This is a genomic window from Amycolatopsis sp. NPDC057786, assembly GCF_042797905.1.
Classification (GTDB): domain Bacteria; phylum Actinomycetota; class Actinomycetes; order Mycobacteriales; family Pseudonocardiaceae; genus Amycolatopsis.
Genome location: NZ_JBHVKW010000027.1, coordinates 44,077 through 58,283, shown reverse-complemented (window position 1 = coordinate 58,283; position 14,207 = coordinate 44,077). Strand labels below are relative to the sequence as shown.

The window sequence follows — 14,207 nt, the reverse complement described above, 5'->3', positions numbered from 1 at the left end:
CCGGTCGACATTTTTGCTCGGCTGAGCTATTTTTTGCTCATGCAAGCAAAAGCGAAGACGTTCACCGAGAGTGCGAGACGCGCACAGATCGTGACCGCGGCCATCGAGACGATCGCCGAGCTCGGCTACGCCCGCGCGTCGTTCGCCCGGATCGCGGAACAGGCGAAGCTGTCGAGCACCGGGCTCATCTCGTACCACTTCGCGAACAAGGAAGAACTCGTCCGCACGGTCCTCGAAGACGTCTTCCGCGAGATCGGCGCGTTCATGGCCGAGCGGATGAGCGAGCCCGCGTCCGCGAGCGAGGCGCTGCGGACGTATCTGGAGGCGAACCTCGAATTCGCCGCCGCGCGGCCGACCCGGATGCGCGCGCTGCTGAACATCTTCCTCGGCGGCGCCCTCGACTACGACCCGGCGAACGAGCGGGCGGCGCTGGAACCGGTCGAACGCATCCTGCGGTGGGGTCAGGAGTCGGGCGAGTTCCGCGAGTTCGACGTCCACGTGATGGCGACGACGATCCGCCGTTCGGTGGAGGGCCCGGTGTTCCTGCTCGCCGGAACACCGGAGCCGGACCTCACCACCTACGCGGCCGAGCTGGTGACGCTCTTCGATCTCGCCACCCGAAGGCAGTGATCCCGTGATCCGCCAGTGGGGTGTGGTGCTGCTCGAGGTCGTAGTGCCCGTCGCCGGGTACTACGTGCTTCGTGGCTTCGGTGTCGGCGCGCTGTTCGCGCTCGCCCTCTGTGCCCTGCCGACGGTTCTCTTCGTCCTCTATCGGGCGATCCGATGGCGGAAGATCGACACGCTCGCGATCTTCGTGCTGACGATCTTCGCGATCAGCGCAGGCTTCTCCTTCGTCACCGGCAGCCCGCGGTTCATGCTGGCGAAGGCGGGCTGGGTCACCGGGGTGATCGGCGCCGGATTCCTGGCTTCGCTGCTGTTCTCCAGGCCGCTCGCGTTCGGCATGGCCCGCTCGATGGTCGCGAAGAGCCGATTCGCGGACAGCCTGCGCGCCGGCGAATGGGACGACCTGTGGCCGCGGCACGCGTGGTTCCGGCGAGCTTGGCGGGTCGCGACCGTCCTGTGGGGCGTCGCACTGATCGCCGACGCCGCCGGGCGGGTCCTGCTGGCGTACACGCTGCCGGTGGACTCCGTTCCCGCCCTCGGCACCGCGCTGTACGGCGTCACGTTCGTCGCCGTGCAGGTACTGCAACACCTCTATTTCCGCCGCGTCGGGCTATGGCGCCGTCTCGCGGCCTCCTGAAAGGACCTCTCATGCATCTCCTGCTGGCCGTCGTCACCGGCCTTCTCACGCTCGTCGCCCCCGCGGACCCGCTCGTCGTGCGCACCGACGCCGGCCCGGTCCGCGGTATGGAATCCGGACCAACCAGGACGTTCAGCGGGATCAGGTTCGCCGCGCCACCCGTCGGCGAGGACCGCTGGAAGCCGCCGCGCCCGCCGGAACCGTGGAAGGACGTCGCCGACGCCACGAAACCCGGCCCCGCCTGCACCCAGTATCTGCCGGACAGCGCCGAGGACTGTCTCTTCCTGAACGTCACCGTGCCGCGCGACGCGGGGAGCCGTCGCCTGCCGGTGCTCGTCTGGCTGCACGGCGGCGGCTACACCATGGACGCGGGAAGCCTCTATGGCGCGCAGCGGCTGGCGGACCAGGGCGACGTCGTCGTGGTGACGACCAACTACCGGCTCGGCGTCTTCGGCTACTTCGGTCTTTCCGGCCTCGCGGGTTCCGGCGATTTCGGGCTCATGGACCAGCTTTCCGCGCTGCGCTGGACCCAGCGCAACATCGCCGCGTTCGGCGGCGACCCGCGCAACGTGACCTTGGCGGGGCAGTCCGCCGGCGGGATGAGCACTTGCGCACTGCTCACCTCGCCCGCCGCGACCGGGCTGTTCCACAAGGCCGCGATCATGTCCGGCTCCTGCCTGCTGAACTGGCCTCCCGGCGGTCTCATCCCGAATCAGCCCGCGCAGACCCCGTACTCGCCGCTCGCCGAGACGGAAGCCGACGGCGCGGCGGTGGCCGCGAGTCACGGCTGTGAGGGCCCGGACGCGCTCGGCTGCCTGCGTCGTCTTCCGGCCGCGGATCTGCTGAAGGACCACCAGTCCTTCGCCAATCACCTGACCTATCACACGCCGCTGCTGCCGACCGATCCCGCGAAAGCCGTGCGACGAGGCGCTTTTCACCGCGTACCGGTGCTTTCGGGCGGCACGCACGACGAGATGAGGTCGTTCATCGCGGGTGTCGCCCTGCACAAACCGATCACCGAGGAGCGCTATCAGGAGTTCCTGCGCAACGCTTTCGGGGAACACGCGGACGAGGTGGCGGCGAAGTATCCGTCGCGGGACTATCTTTCGCCGGCCATGGCGTGGGCGACGGTCACCACCGACCGTTCGTGGGCCTGCCCGACGGCCGAGGGGAATCGGCTGCTTTCCCGGCGAACTCCGTTGTACGCCTACGAGTTCGACGACAAGAACGCCCCCAACGTGAACCGGATCGAGGCGCCCGGTCTCCCGCACGGCGCGGCGCACGCCCTCGACCTGGTCTATTTGTTCGAGCTCAGCGGGGTCGAAGAGTCGCTGGACGAGGCGCAGAAGCGCCTTTCGGCGCAGATGATCGCGTACTGGACCACGTTCATGCGCACGGGTGATCCGAACGGGCACGGCTCGCCGCGGTGGGACGCCTCCGGGCCGGTGCTTTCGCTCGCGCCGGACGCGATCGGTCCGGTCGCGCACGACGCCGATCACCGGTGCGGGTTTTGGGCGGGCCTTCGCTCCTGACAGCCGTCCCCAAATGCTATGAAAGGTCCTTTCCTTGCAAATTTTGCAAGGAAAGGACCTTTCATGGCGCGTTAGGGAGCTACTTCGTCTTCGTGGCCGTCGAGCGCGTCGAGGGCTTCTTCGCCGCCGCGGTCTTGGTCGCCGTCGACTTGGTCGCGGTGGTCTTCTTGGCCGCGGTCGTCTTGGTGGCCGTCGTCTTCGACGCCGCCGTCTTCCGCGCCGGAGCCTTGCGCTTGGGCGCCGGTCCCTTCGCGCGCTTCTCCGCCAGCAGTTCGGCGGCGCGCTCGGCGGTCAGCTCCTCGATGCTGTCCGACTTCCGCAGCGTCGCGTTGTACTCGCCATCGGTCACGTACGGACCGAAACGGCCGTCCTTGACCACCATCGGCTTACCGGACACCGGGTCGTCGCCCAGTTCCTTCAGCGGCGGCTTCGCGGTCGCTGACCGGCCACGCTGCTTCGGCTCCGAGTAGATCTTCAGCGCCTCTTCGAGCGTGATCGAGAACAGCTGGTCCTCGGTCGTGAGCGAACGCGAGTCCGTGCCCTTCTTCAGGTACGGCCCGTAACGCCCGTTCTGCGCGGTGATCTCGTCGCCGGATTCCGGGTCCTTGCCGACCACGCGCGGCAGCGAGAGCAGCTTCAGCGCGTCTTCGAGGGTCATCGTCTCGATCGACATCGACTTGAACAGCGAACCCGTCCGCGGCTTCGGCTGCTTCGCCTTGGCGGCCTTCTTCTGCGCGGCGGTCGCGCCTTCGGGCAGCGGCTCCGGCTCGGGCAGGAGCTCGGTGACGTACGGGCCGAAACGGCCTTCCTTCGCCACGATCTCGTGTCCGCTGACCGGGTCTTTGCCGAGTACACGGCCTTCCTGCGGCGTCGCGAACAGCTTCTCCGCGATGTCCTTGGTCAGCTCGTCCGGCGGCAGGTCCTCGGGCAGGTTCGCCCGCTGCGACGTCCCGTCGACCTCGCGCTCGAGATACGGGCCGTAGCGGCCGACCCGCACGACGACGGTGTGCCCGTCGGCGTCGGTGAACAGCGGGATCGAGTTGATCTCGCGGGCGTCGATGTCTTCGACGCCCGAGCCGACCAGCTTCTTCAGCCCGCCGAGACGGCCGACGGAACCGTCGACGCCCATGTCGCCGCCGAAGTAGAACTTCGACAGCCACTGCGTGCGGTGCTCGTCACCGGCGGCGATGCGGTCGAGCTCGTCCTCCATGCCGGCGGTGAAGTCGTAGTCGACCAGCCGCTCGAAATGCCGCTCCATCAGCCCGATCACGGCGAACGCGACCCAGGACGGCACCAGCGCGGAACCCTTCTTCCACACGTAGCCGCGGTCCTGGATGGTCTTGATGATCGACGCGTACGTCGACGGGCGGCCGATGCCCAGCTCTTCGAGCTTGCTGACCAGGCTCGGCTCCGAGTAGCGCGCCGGCGGCGACGTGGTGTGCCCGTCCGGGCTCAGCTCGGTCGCGGTCAGCGCCTGGTCCTTGGCCAGCTGCGGGAGACGGCTCTGCTTGTCGTCCGCCTCGCCACCGCTCTCGGTGTCGACGGCCTCGACGTACGCCTTGAGGAACCCGGCGAAGGTGATCGTGCGGCCCGACGAGGCGAACGTGACCTCCTCGCCGCTGGTGGCGGTGCCGACGATGCGCACCGACATCGTGGTGCCCTTCGCGTCCGCCATCTGCGACGCGATCGTGCGCTGCCAGATCATCTCGTAAAGGCGGTACTCGTCGGTGTCCAGATCCTTCGCGACCTGGCCCGGCGTGCGGAAGACCTCACCCGAAGGACGGATCGCTTCGTGGGCTTCCTGCGCGTTCTTCACCTTGCGGGTGTACTGGCGCGGCGACGGCGAGACGTACTCCTTGCCGTACAGCTGCGTCGCCTGGCTCCGCGCCGCCGAGATCGCCGACTCCGACAGCGTCGTGGAGTCGGTACGCATATAAGTGATGTACCCGTTCTCGTACAGCTTCTGCGCGATCCGCATGGTGCGCTCGGAGGTGAACCGCAGCTTGCGGCCCGCCTCCTGCTGCAGGGTCGAGGTCATGAAGGGCGCGTACGGCTTGCGCGTGTACGGCTTCTCCTCGACGCTCGCGACCTTGAAGTCGCGGTTCTTCAGCGCCTCGGCAAGCCGGACCGCGTCGGCCTCGGCCAGCACGCGGATCTCGTTGTTCGAGGCCTTGAGCTGCCCGTCCGAGCCGAAGTCACGGCCGGTGGCCAGGCGCGCGCCGTCGACGGCGATCATCCTGGCGGGGAAGGTGCGCGGGGAGGCGTCGGCTCCGGCGTCCATGGTCGCCGAGATGTCCCAGTACGACGCCGAGGTGAAGCGCATGCGCTCGCGCTCCCGCTCGACCACGATCCTGGTCGCGACGGACTGCACGCGGCCCGCCGAAAGCTTCGGCATGACTTTCTTCCACAGCACGGGCGAGACCTCGTAGCCGTAGAGCCGGTCCAGGATGCGACGGGTCTCCTGCGCGTCGACCAGGTCGCCGTCGAGCTCACGGGTGCTGTCGGCCGCGGCGCGGATCGCCTGCTCGGTGACCTCGTGGAAGACCATCCGGCGCACCGGGATCTTCGGCTTGAGGGTCTCCAGCAGATGCCACGCGATGGCTTCGCCCTCGCGGTCGGGGTCCGTGGCGAGGTAGAGCTCGTCGACGTCCTTCAGCAGGCTCTTCAGCTCGGTGACCTTGGACTTCTTGTCCGGCGTGACGACGTAGAGCGCCTTGAAGTCGTTGTCGACGTCGACCCCCAGCCGCGCCCACGACTCGCCCTTGTACTGGGCGGGGACGTCGGCCGCGCCGCGAGGAAGGTCGCGGATGTGTCCGACGGAGGACTCCACGACGTAGTTACCGCCGAGGTACGGGGCGATCTTGCGGGCCTTGGTCGGCGACTCGACGATCACCAGCCGACGACGGCCCGCGCCGTCGTCCGACGCCGCGGTCTTCTTCGTCCGTGCTCCTGCCACGCTGTCCTGCTCTCCGCTCATCTTCGGCGCCTTCGCGCCGCCTCTCGACCCGTCAGTGTGCACGCTCGCACCGCCCGGACCACGGCTAGGTGGTGCAACACGCCGCCGATCGTGTGTCCAGCGCATCGCCGCTGACCTCGTCGATGTTTCCTTTCAACACCTAGCACGTGATGTCGGACACGTCCGCCCGGGGTCCCGCGTGACGGGGCGAACACCCTCCGTTCGACGGTGGTGGCTCCCCGCCCGCCAACGCTTCACTTGATGTCCACGCCGACCCGAAAGGACTCCACGTGACCCGACGACTCCTCGGCACGCTGTTCGCCATGCTGACCGCGTCCGCCCTGATCGGAACCGCGCCGGCTCACGCGGCCACGACCACTTTCGCCGGAACCGTGGCGTTGTCGAACTGCTCCGGGTCGGTGGTCAAACCGCCCGAGGCGAGCCTCGACGACCCCGCCCTCGTCCTTTCCAACGGACATTGCCTGCAAGAAGGTTTCCCGGACCCCGGAGAAGTAATCGTCGACAAGCCGTCTTCGCGGACCTTCAGCCTGCTGTCCAAGGACGGCCGCTCTTCGCTCGGCACGCTCAAGGCGAAGAAGCTGCTCTACGCGACGATGACCGACACCGACGTCTCGCTCTACCAGCTCGACACCAGCTACGCCAAGATCAAGTCGGCCTACGGTATCGCCCCGCTGACGCTCTCGCCGACCCGTCCGTCGGCGGGTATCGCGATGGACGTCGTGTCGGGTTACTGGAAGAAGATCTACTCCTGCAACGTCGACGGTTTCGTCCACGAGCTGCGCGAGGCGAACTGGGTCTGGAAGGACTCGATCAGGTACACCTCGGCGTGCAAGACGATCGGCGGGACCTCGGGGTCGCCGATCATCGAGACCGCCACGGGCAAGGTCGTCGGCGTCAACAACACCGGCAACGAAAGCGGCCAGCGGTGCACGATGAACAACCCGTGCGAGGTCGACGCGGCCGGGAAGGTGACCGTGCGGAAGGGCATCAACTACGGGCAGCAGACCTACCAGCTGACCTCCTGCCTCTCGCACAGTGAACTGGACCTGTCGAACCCGAACTGCCGGGCGCCGAAACCCTGACTCGGCTCGCCGCACCCCTCACCCGAGTGCCATGAAAGGTCCTTTCCTTGCGAAATTTGCAAGGAAAGGACCTTTCATGGCGTTTACGGGAGCGAGCGTGGCGGTCCCAGAGGTGGCGAAGCCCGGTCTCGCGCCGGGACGGTGACAAGCAGGTCTTGCAGTCCTGAAATCCGGCTGCGGTCGATGCCAGGCCCGGCCCGTGAAGGCCTCCTTGAGGGACCCAGAGTCCCTCAAGGAGGCCTTCACGGACTCGATCATCGGCACCGGAGCGTCAAACGGCACGCACCACGGGCACCAGGCTCGGCCAAGCGGGCTCGGCACCCGTCGGCGCGTCTCCGATCAGCTCCAGCACATGCGCGAGCCGCCTCCGCCCGGTGACCCGGAGCAGCGCCTCTTCACCCTTCTGCGCCTTCGCCGGCACACCCAGCTGGGCCAGCGCCGTGATCAGCCGCTCGTGCGTCTCGGGCGCCTCCGGATCGAGTGCGAGCAGGTAGCCGTTGCCCTGGGGACTACCCGCCGCCAGCGCCCACATCCTCAACATGGCCCCGTCGAGCCGGAAGCCCTCCGGCAGGACCTTCTCTTCACCACGGTTCCAGCGCTGCTCCAGGGGCAGCAGGTCGACCCGGAACGGCGTCCTCACGAGCGGCCGCCCGCATTCGGCGGCCGAGACCTGCGCCTCCGCGCCGCGCCGACGGCATTCCCTGGCGAGGGCACCGGCCCGCCACGGCTCGTCGACCACGGCGGACAGCCGCGCGGCCGTCCGCCCGAAGCCCGTCATCCGCCCGGGCCCGCACAGCACACCGGCGAGGTCGGCGAGCCCCGGCCCGCTCGCCTCCGCCGAGAAGAGCGAGATCGTCCCGTCCACCCGGACAGAATAGAACACAAGTTCGAGTCATGGCCAGTGATCGCGGGGTGACTCAGCGAGGTTGTTTGACCAAATCCTGGCAAATCGGGATCCGGCTGCTCGCCGCGGCGAGCTGAGGGACGTCGTTAAGGCCCCTGAGAAGGTCGAGGCGGTCTAGTTCGTCGAGGGACGTCCTCGCGTCGCGAAGCGCCGTTTTCGTCGCTTCGGGATCGCTTGAGGAGTCCAGGCGATGACGGACGTCGTCGGCCCGGGCGCGGATGCCTGCGAGCTGGGCGACGGCGGCCGTACGCGAGTTGTCACCGCCCGCGACCGGCGCGGGACCGAGGCTCTCGAAGGCGGCCGAGGTGCGGTCCAGTCCTTCGACCACCGAGGTCATCAGCTCGCTGGAGGTACGCGAAGCCTGCTGTGGCGTGCTCGGATCGACGCTGGGCAGCGTCGCCAGCGTCCGGACGAGGCCGCCCGCCGCGCCGCAGTACCCCTCCGTCCAAGCGGAGGCGGGGTCGGCCTCCGACGCGCTGACCGTCGCGAGACCTTCTTGTCTGGCGTGGGAAGTCACCGCGGGCTGCTGCCCGCACCCGGCGAGGCCGAGTCCGATACCTGTTGCTAGCGCGGCAAGGACGGTGAACCGCGGCCGCACGAAAACACCTCCCGACCTGACGACTTCCCGGCTGGCCCCCGACGGTACCGATACCGGGGGGCAATGCAAATCAACGCGACGCGAAGAAGACTCAGGACGGCAGCTTCTTGCAGTTCGGGGCCTGTGCGGCCAGTGTTTTCAACGAAACGTTCGTTTCCAGCTGCTGGAACGGGTCGGGCATGTCGTTGATGTCCGACCCGATTCGCCGGAAGGAAACCGCGGCGGCCGCGACGGCGGCCTTGTCGTCCTTCGGCGCCGCGTCGAGTGCGGCCTTCGCGGCGAGCACCTTGTCCCGGATCGGTGTCAGCTCGTCGACGATGCTCTTGCGCGCCGCGTCGGCTTCCGCGCTCGGCGCCTGGCCGAGCTTCCCCAAACCGGTGACCGCGTTGTCGAAACCGGGCGCGAACACCCCGAAGGCCTCGTCCATCGCCTTCCGCGCACCGGCGACGTCGTCCTGCTCGAAGCGGGGCATCGTGAAATCGCCGATCTTGGCGAAGTCGATCAGCGAGCCGCAGAAACCGTCCATCCAGGAACTCCCGGCCGCCGGCGCGGGAGAAGAAGGAGAAGGGGCGGCCGCCCGCTCGGCGCCACCGCAGCCCGCCAGCAGGAAAACGGTGGCGAACAGGATGATCGAACGCCTCATGGCAGGGACTCCCCGGGATCGGATCGGCGTGACGCGCAGAGATTAGCCTGCGCCGGACAGACGCCGGGCCCGCCACGAAAATCGTGACGGGCCCGGCGGGGGGAGAAATTCCGGCGTTACGCCTTCGTTTGCGCGGGGCTCTCGGAAAGCACCGACTCGCGACGCTTGGAGACCACGATCGCCGCGACGATGATCGCGACGGCGGCCAGCGAGATCGCGATGCGGACGCCGACGTTGGCGTCCGCGCCGATCGAGAACTGCACGACCGCCGGGGCGATCAGCACCGACACCAGGTTCATCACCTTGATCAGCGGGTTGATCGCGGGACCGGCGGTGTCCTTGAACGGGTCACCCACGGTGTCACCGATGATGGTGGCCTCGTGCGCGTCCGAACCCTTGCCGCCGTGGCTTCCGTCCTCCACGAGCTTCTTCGCGTTGTCCCAGGCACCACCGGAGTTGGCGAGGAAGATCGCCATCAGGGTGCCGGAAGCGATCGCACCGGCGAGGTACCCGGCGAGGGCGCCGGTGCCGAGGCCGAAGCCGACCGCGATCGGGGCGAAGACCGCGAGCAGACCGGGCGTGGTCAGCTCACGCAGTGAGTCGCGCGTGACGATGTCGACGACCCGGCCGTATTCGGGACGGGTGGTGCCCTCCATGATCCCCGGGATGTCGCGGAACTGGCGGCGCACTTCGTAGACGACCGCGCCGGCGGCACGGGACACCGCGTTGACCGCGAGACCGGAGAACAGGAACACGACCGCCGCACCGATGATGACACCGACCAGGGTGTTCGGGCTGACCACTTCGTTGACGAAGAAGTTCAGCGCGGACGCGCTGGCCTGCGCCGCCTCCGGGATCGACTTCAGCGCCTTGCTGATCGCGTCCTGATAGGACCCGAACAGCGCCGTCGCCGCGAGGACCGCCGTCGCGATCGCGATGCCCTTGGTGATGGCCTTGGTGGTGTTGCCGACCGCGTCGAGTTCGGTGAGGATCTGCGCGGCGTCTTCGTCGACGTCGCCCGACATCTCGGCGATGCCCTGCGCGTTGTCCGAAATCGGGCCGAAGGTGTCCATCGCGACGATGACGCCGACGGTGGTGAGCAGACCGGTACCGGCCAGCGCCACGGCGAACAGCGCGACGCCGCCACCGAGCAGGTACGCGCCGAACACGGCCGCGCTGATGACGAGCGCGGTGTACACGGCGGACTCGAACCCGACCGAGATACCGGCCAGGATCACCGTCGCCGCACCGGTTTCGGAGGACTTGCCGACCTCCTTGACCGGCTTGTGCTCGGTACCGGTGTAGTAGCCGGTGAGCTTGAGGATGACCGCCGCGAGCACGATGCCGATGATCACCGAGATGGTCGCGATCAGCGCCGGGCTGCCGGACTCGTTGGTGGCACCGCTGGTCAGTTCGGAGAACGAACCGGGCAGGTAGACGAACGCCGCGATCGTCGAGAGCACCGCGGAAATCGCCGCGGAGATGTAGAACGAGCGGTTGATCGTGACCAGCCCGCCTTCGCCCGCCTTGGCCTTGGTGATGTAGACACCGATGACGGCGGTGATCACCCCGATGGCGGGCACGATGAGCGGGAAGATCAGGCCGTGCACGCCGAAGGCGGTGCTGCCCAGGATCAGCGCCGCGACGAGCATGACGGCGTACGACTCGAAGAGGTCCGCCGCCATCCCGGCGCAGTCGCCCACGTTGTCACCGACGTTGTCGGCGATGGTGGCCGCGTTGCGCGGGTCGTCCTCGGGGATGCCCTGCTCGACCTTGCCGACCAGGTCCGCGCCGACGTCGGCGGCCTTCGTGAAGATACCGCCGCCGACACGCATGAACATCGCGATCAGCGCGGCACCGAAACCGAAGCCCTCCAACACCTTCGGGGCCTGTCCGGTGTAGACGAGGACGACCACCGCGGCACCGAAGAGACCGAGACCGACGGTGATCATGCCGACGACGCCACCGGTGCGGAAGGCCAGGCGCATCGCCTTCTCTCGACCGCCCGCCTCGCGCGACGCGGCCGCGACACGCAGGTTCGCCTGCGTCGCCAGCCACATGCCGAGATAGCCGATCGCGAAGGAGAACCCGGCGCCGACCAGGAAGAAGAGGGAACGGCCGATCTTCTCGTTCCAGTCATCGGCCGGCAAAGCGAAGAGCAGCACGAAAACGATCGCGCCGAAGATCGCGAGAGTGTTGCGCTGCCGTTTGAGATAGGCAGCCGCGCCTTCCTGCACTGCCTTCGCGATGTCCTGCATCTTGGAGGTGCCCTGGCCCGCGGCCAAGACCTCCTTCATCAGAACGTAGCCGATGACCAGTGCGGCAAGGGCGACCACGGCGATCACACCGACGATGGTGTAACCACCTCCGGAGAGCGTGAGTTCGCCCTCCGCGAGGAACTGCCGGGACATTCGTCCTCCTGGAGACGTCGCCGTTGGCCAACGACGATCCGCCGATGGAGCCGGCGTTCCGACGTTGGCATGGGGATCTGAGCCGAACGTCACGCTAGTCGCACTGCAAGGCACGTCTCACATGACGCTCGCCACAGACGGTGTGGATTGCGGGAGTGTATTGGTAGTGGGATGGCGGACGGCAAGGCGTCCCCGCCACCGCACGTTCCGTAATCTTGTGAGGCTGGTCACTGTATCGATCATCAGAGGCCGCTTCCAGTCCCTCCGGCGGCGGTCCGTTTCTGTCGGTGCGCTGTGCGAAGCTTCCGAAGGTGGACGGCACGGTGCGATCCGGCAAGGGCCGGCGGCTTCTCGACCGCGCGACGGCGGGGATCCCGGCTTCGCTGTACCCGGTCACCCATGTGGCCGAGTTGCCGGCACGTCCGGCGGATTCCGTGGACTGGCCGGAGTGGGCGGCGGGTCCGGTCGTCGAGGCGCTGAAGGCGAACGGGGTCGAGGCGCCATGGCGGCATCAAGTGGAGGCAGCGTCCTTGGCCCGCGAGGGCGAGCACGTCGTGATCTCGACCGGCACCGCGTCGGGCAAGTCGCTCGCGTACCAGTTGCCGGTGCTCTCGGCGCTGGTCGAGGACGAGCGGGCCACCGCGCTGTACCTGTCGCCGACCAAGGCGCTCGGCGCCGACCAGTTGCGCTCGGTGTCCTCTTTAGACATCAAGAAGGCGCGGGCGGCGTCGTTCGACGGCGACACCCCGCTGGAAGAGCGGGACTGGGTCCGCGCGCACGCGAACTGGGTGTTCACGAACCCGGACATGCTGCATCGCGGGATCCTCTCGTCGCACGCGCGCTGGTCCCGGTTCTTCCGGCGGCTCTCGTTCGTCGTCGTCGACGAATGCCACAGCTATCGCGGCGTCTTCGGTTCCCACGTGGCGCTGCTGCTGCGCAGGCTGCGAAGGGTAGCGGCGTACTACGGCGCTTCGCCGGTCTTCGTCCTCGCCTCCGCGACGACGGCGGACCCGGCGGCGTTCGCGTCGAAACTCACCGGACAGGACTGTGTCCCGGTCACCGAGGACGGCTCGCCGCGCGGCGCCCGCACGGTCGCGTTGTGGGAACCCCCGCTGCTGTCGGAACTCTCTGGCGAGAACGGGGCACCGGTGCGGCGTTCGGCGGGGGCCGAGGCCTCCCGGATCCTCGCCGAGCTGGTCATCGAAGGCGCTCGCTCGCTGGCGTTCGTCCGGTCGCGGCGAGGCGCGGAGCTGACCGCCCTCGGCGCCAGGCGGATTCTGTCCGAAGTGGACAGTTCGCTGGCGGAATCCGTCGCCGCGTACCGCTCCGGGTACCTGCCGGAGGAACGGCGCGCCCTCGAAGCGGCGTTGCTGTCCGGGCGATTGCTCGGTGTCGCGACGACGAACGCACTCGAACTCGGCGTCGACATCGCCGGGCTGGACGCGGTGGTGCTGGCGGGCTATCCGGGGACGCTCGCGTCGTTCTGGCAGCAGGCGGGCCGGGCCGGGCGCGCGGGCGACGCGGCGCTGGTCGTGTTCGTGGCCCGCGACGACCCGCTGGACACCTATCTCGTGCACCATCCGGCCGCGATCCTGGACCGGCCGGTGGAGGCAGCCGTCCTCGACCCGTCGAATCCGTATGTGCTCGGGCCGCAACTGGCCTGCGCCATCGCCGAACTCCCGCTGACCGAGCCGGAGGTCGCGGCCTTCGGCGGCGACTCGGCGCGTGCCGTACTCGCCGATCTGGTCAAGGAGAAGATCATCCGCCGCCGCACCAGCGGCTGGTACTGGACCTCGCGCGACCGGCCGCACGCCGAAGTCGGCATCCGTGGTTCCGGCGGCGAGCAGATCGCCGTGGTGGAAGCCGATTCCGGCCGGATGCTCGGCACGGTCGACCCGGGTTCCGCCTGCTATGCGGTCCATCCCGGCGCGGTGTACCTGCACCAGGGTTCGTCCTATGTGGTCGACGAACTGGATCTGGAGACCGGGCTCGCCCTGGTGCACGCGGAGGATCCGGACTGGACCACGTCACCGCGCGAGATCGTCGACATCAGCGTGCTGCGCACCGAAGAGAAGCGAGTGCACGGCGGCGTCACGGTGAATCTCGGCGAGGTTTCGGTGAGTTCGCAAGTGGTCGGCTACCTGCGGAGACGTCCGTCCGGCGAAGTGCTGGACCAGACACCGCTGGACCTGCCTGAGCAGAGCCTGCACACCCGAGCCGTCTGGTACACGATCTCGGCCGGGCTGCTCGGCACCTCCGATGGCGTGGCGGGGACCGGGGGCCATCGGACGGGGACCGAAGTTCTGGAGCCGGTGGGGACCGGAGGCTCCAGGGCGGGGACCGAGGAACTTGGCGGAGCACCGGGGACGGGCGCCGAGTTGGATCCGGCGCGCGTCCCCGGTGCCCTGCATGCCGCCGAGCACGCGGCGATCGGCCTGCTACCGCTGTTCGCTACGTGCGACCGCTGGGACATTGGCGGGGTGTCGACCGCGTGGCACGAAGACACCGGGGAGGCGACGGTGTTCGTGCACGATGGCCATCCCGGGGGTGCGGGATTCGCCGACCGCGGATTTGCCGCGATTGTCCCTTGGCTGGCCGCAACGCGGGAGGCGATCGTTTCCTGCGAGTGCCCGGCCGGCTGCCCGTCCTGCGTCCAGTCGCCGAAGTGCGGGAACGGCAACGATCCGCTGGACAAGGCGGGGGCGGTGGCCGTTCTGGACACCGTGCTCGGGGCTTTGCGTCAGCACGGGTCCGTGTCCGGCCACTTGGTGGTTTGAAATGGCTGTGGCTTGAAATTGT

At 68.3% G+C, this 14,207-nt stretch carries 10 protein-coding genes; 5 read left to right on the top strand and 5 right to left on the bottom strand.

Going from position 1 to position 14,207, the window contains the following annotated elements:
• Window positions 1-39: 39 nt before the first annotated feature.
• Genes ACFVM3_RS17055 through ACFVM3_RS17045 form a run of 3 tightly spaced genes read left to right on the top strand, consistent with a single transcriptional unit; the run spans window position 40 to window position 2,793 of the window.
• Window positions 40-630 carry a TetR/AcrR family transcriptional regulator gene (locus tag ACFVM3_RS17055; RefSeq protein ID WP_378439694.1) on the top strand — a complete coding sequence of 197 codons (591 nt, stop codon included), beginning with the start codon at window positions 40-42 and terminating at the stop codon, window positions 628-630.
• Window positions 631-634: 4 nt separating this feature from the next.
• Complete coding sequence (locus ACFVM3_RS17050) at window positions 635-1,261, top strand: VC0807 family protein (protein WP_378439692.1); 627 nt, start codon at window positions 635-637, stop codon at window positions 1,259-1,261.
• A gap of 11 nt (window positions 1,262-1,272) precedes the next feature.
• Window positions 1,273-2,793, top strand: a complete 1,521-nt coding sequence (locus tag ACFVM3_RS17045; protein ID WP_378439690.1) for a carboxylesterase/lipase family protein — start codon at window positions 1,273-1,275, stop codon at window positions 2,791-2,793.
• Window positions 2,794-2,872: 79 nt separating this feature from the next.
• On the opposite strand, the gene topA is transcribed toward ACFVM3_RS17045, so the two are convergent.
• On the bottom strand, window positions 2,873-5,770 hold the full coding sequence (gene topA / locus ACFVM3_RS17040) for a type I DNA topoisomerase (RefSeq protein WP_378439689.1): 2,898 nt from the start codon (window positions 5,768-5,770) through the stop codon (window positions 2,873-2,875).
• Window positions 5,771-6,039: 269 nt separating this feature from the next.
• On the opposite strand from topA, the gene ACFVM3_RS17035 reads away from it, so the two are divergent.
• Window positions 6,040-6,852 carry a serine protease gene (locus ACFVM3_RS17035; RefSeq protein ID WP_378439687.1) on the top strand — a complete coding sequence of 271 codons (813 nt, stop codon included), beginning with the start codon at window positions 6,040-6,042 and terminating at the stop codon, window positions 6,850-6,852.
• Between the two features lie 271 nt (window positions 6,853-7,123).
• Here the strand turns inward: ACFVM3_RS17035 and ACFVM3_RS17030 are convergent, their stop codons facing one another.
• The 4 genes from ACFVM3_RS17030 to ACFVM3_RS17015 all read right to left on the bottom strand — a co-directional run bounded on the left by ACFVM3_RS17030 (window position 7,124) and on the right by ACFVM3_RS17015 (window position 11,408).
• Window positions 7,124-7,735, bottom strand: coding sequence for a hypothetical protein (locus tag ACFVM3_RS17030; protein WP_378439685.1), 612 nt, complete (start codon window positions 7,733-7,735; stop codon window positions 7,124-7,126).
• A 34-nt stretch (window positions 7,736-7,769) separates the two neighbouring features.
• Window positions 7,770-8,354: a hypothetical protein gene (locus ACFVM3_RS17025; RefSeq protein ID WP_378439683.1), complete on the bottom strand. Its 585-nt coding sequence runs from the start codon at window positions 8,352-8,354 to the stop codon at window positions 7,770-7,772.
• A 91-nt stretch (window positions 8,355-8,445) separates the two neighbouring features.
• A complete protein-coding gene (locus ACFVM3_RS17020) occupies window positions 8,446-8,997 on the bottom strand; it encodes a hypothetical protein (RefSeq protein ID WP_378439682.1) in 552 nt (183 codons plus the stop codon).
• A gap of 116 nt (window positions 8,998-9,113) precedes the next feature.
• Entirely contained in the window at window positions 9,114-11,408 is a 2,295-nt protein-coding gene (locus tag ACFVM3_RS17015) for a sodium-translocating pyrophosphatase (RefSeq protein WP_378439680.1), read from the bottom strand.
• A gap of 311 nt (window positions 11,409-11,719) precedes the next feature.
• On the opposite strand from ACFVM3_RS17015, the gene ACFVM3_RS17010 reads away from it, so the two are divergent.
• Complete coding sequence (locus ACFVM3_RS17010) at window positions 11,720-14,185, top strand: DEAD/DEAH box helicase (protein ID WP_378439679.1); 2,466 nt, start codon at window positions 11,720-11,722, stop codon at window positions 14,183-14,185.
• Window positions 14,186-14,207: the final 22 nt, after the last annotated feature.

Coding starts and splice junctions, on each gene's coding strand:
- ACFVM3_RS17055 (WP_378439694.1), top strand. CDS start 40: ATGCAAGCAAAAGCGAAGACGTTCACCGAGAGTGCGAGACGCGCACAG.
- ACFVM3_RS17045 (WP_378439690.1), top strand. CDS start 1,273: ATGCATCTCCTGCTGGCCGTCGTCACCGGCCTTCTCACGCTCGTCGCC.
- topA (WP_378439689.1), bottom strand. CDS start 5,770: ATGAGCGGAGAGCAGGACAGCGTGGCAGGAGCACGGACGAAGAAGACC.
- ACFVM3_RS17020 (WP_378439682.1), bottom strand. CDS start 8,997: ATGAGGCGTTCGATCATCCTGTTCGCCACCGTTTTCCTGCTGGCGGGC.
- ACFVM3_RS17015 (WP_378439680.1), bottom strand. CDS start 11,408: ATGTCCCGGCAGTTCCTCGCGGAGGGCGAACTCACGCTCTCCGGAGGT.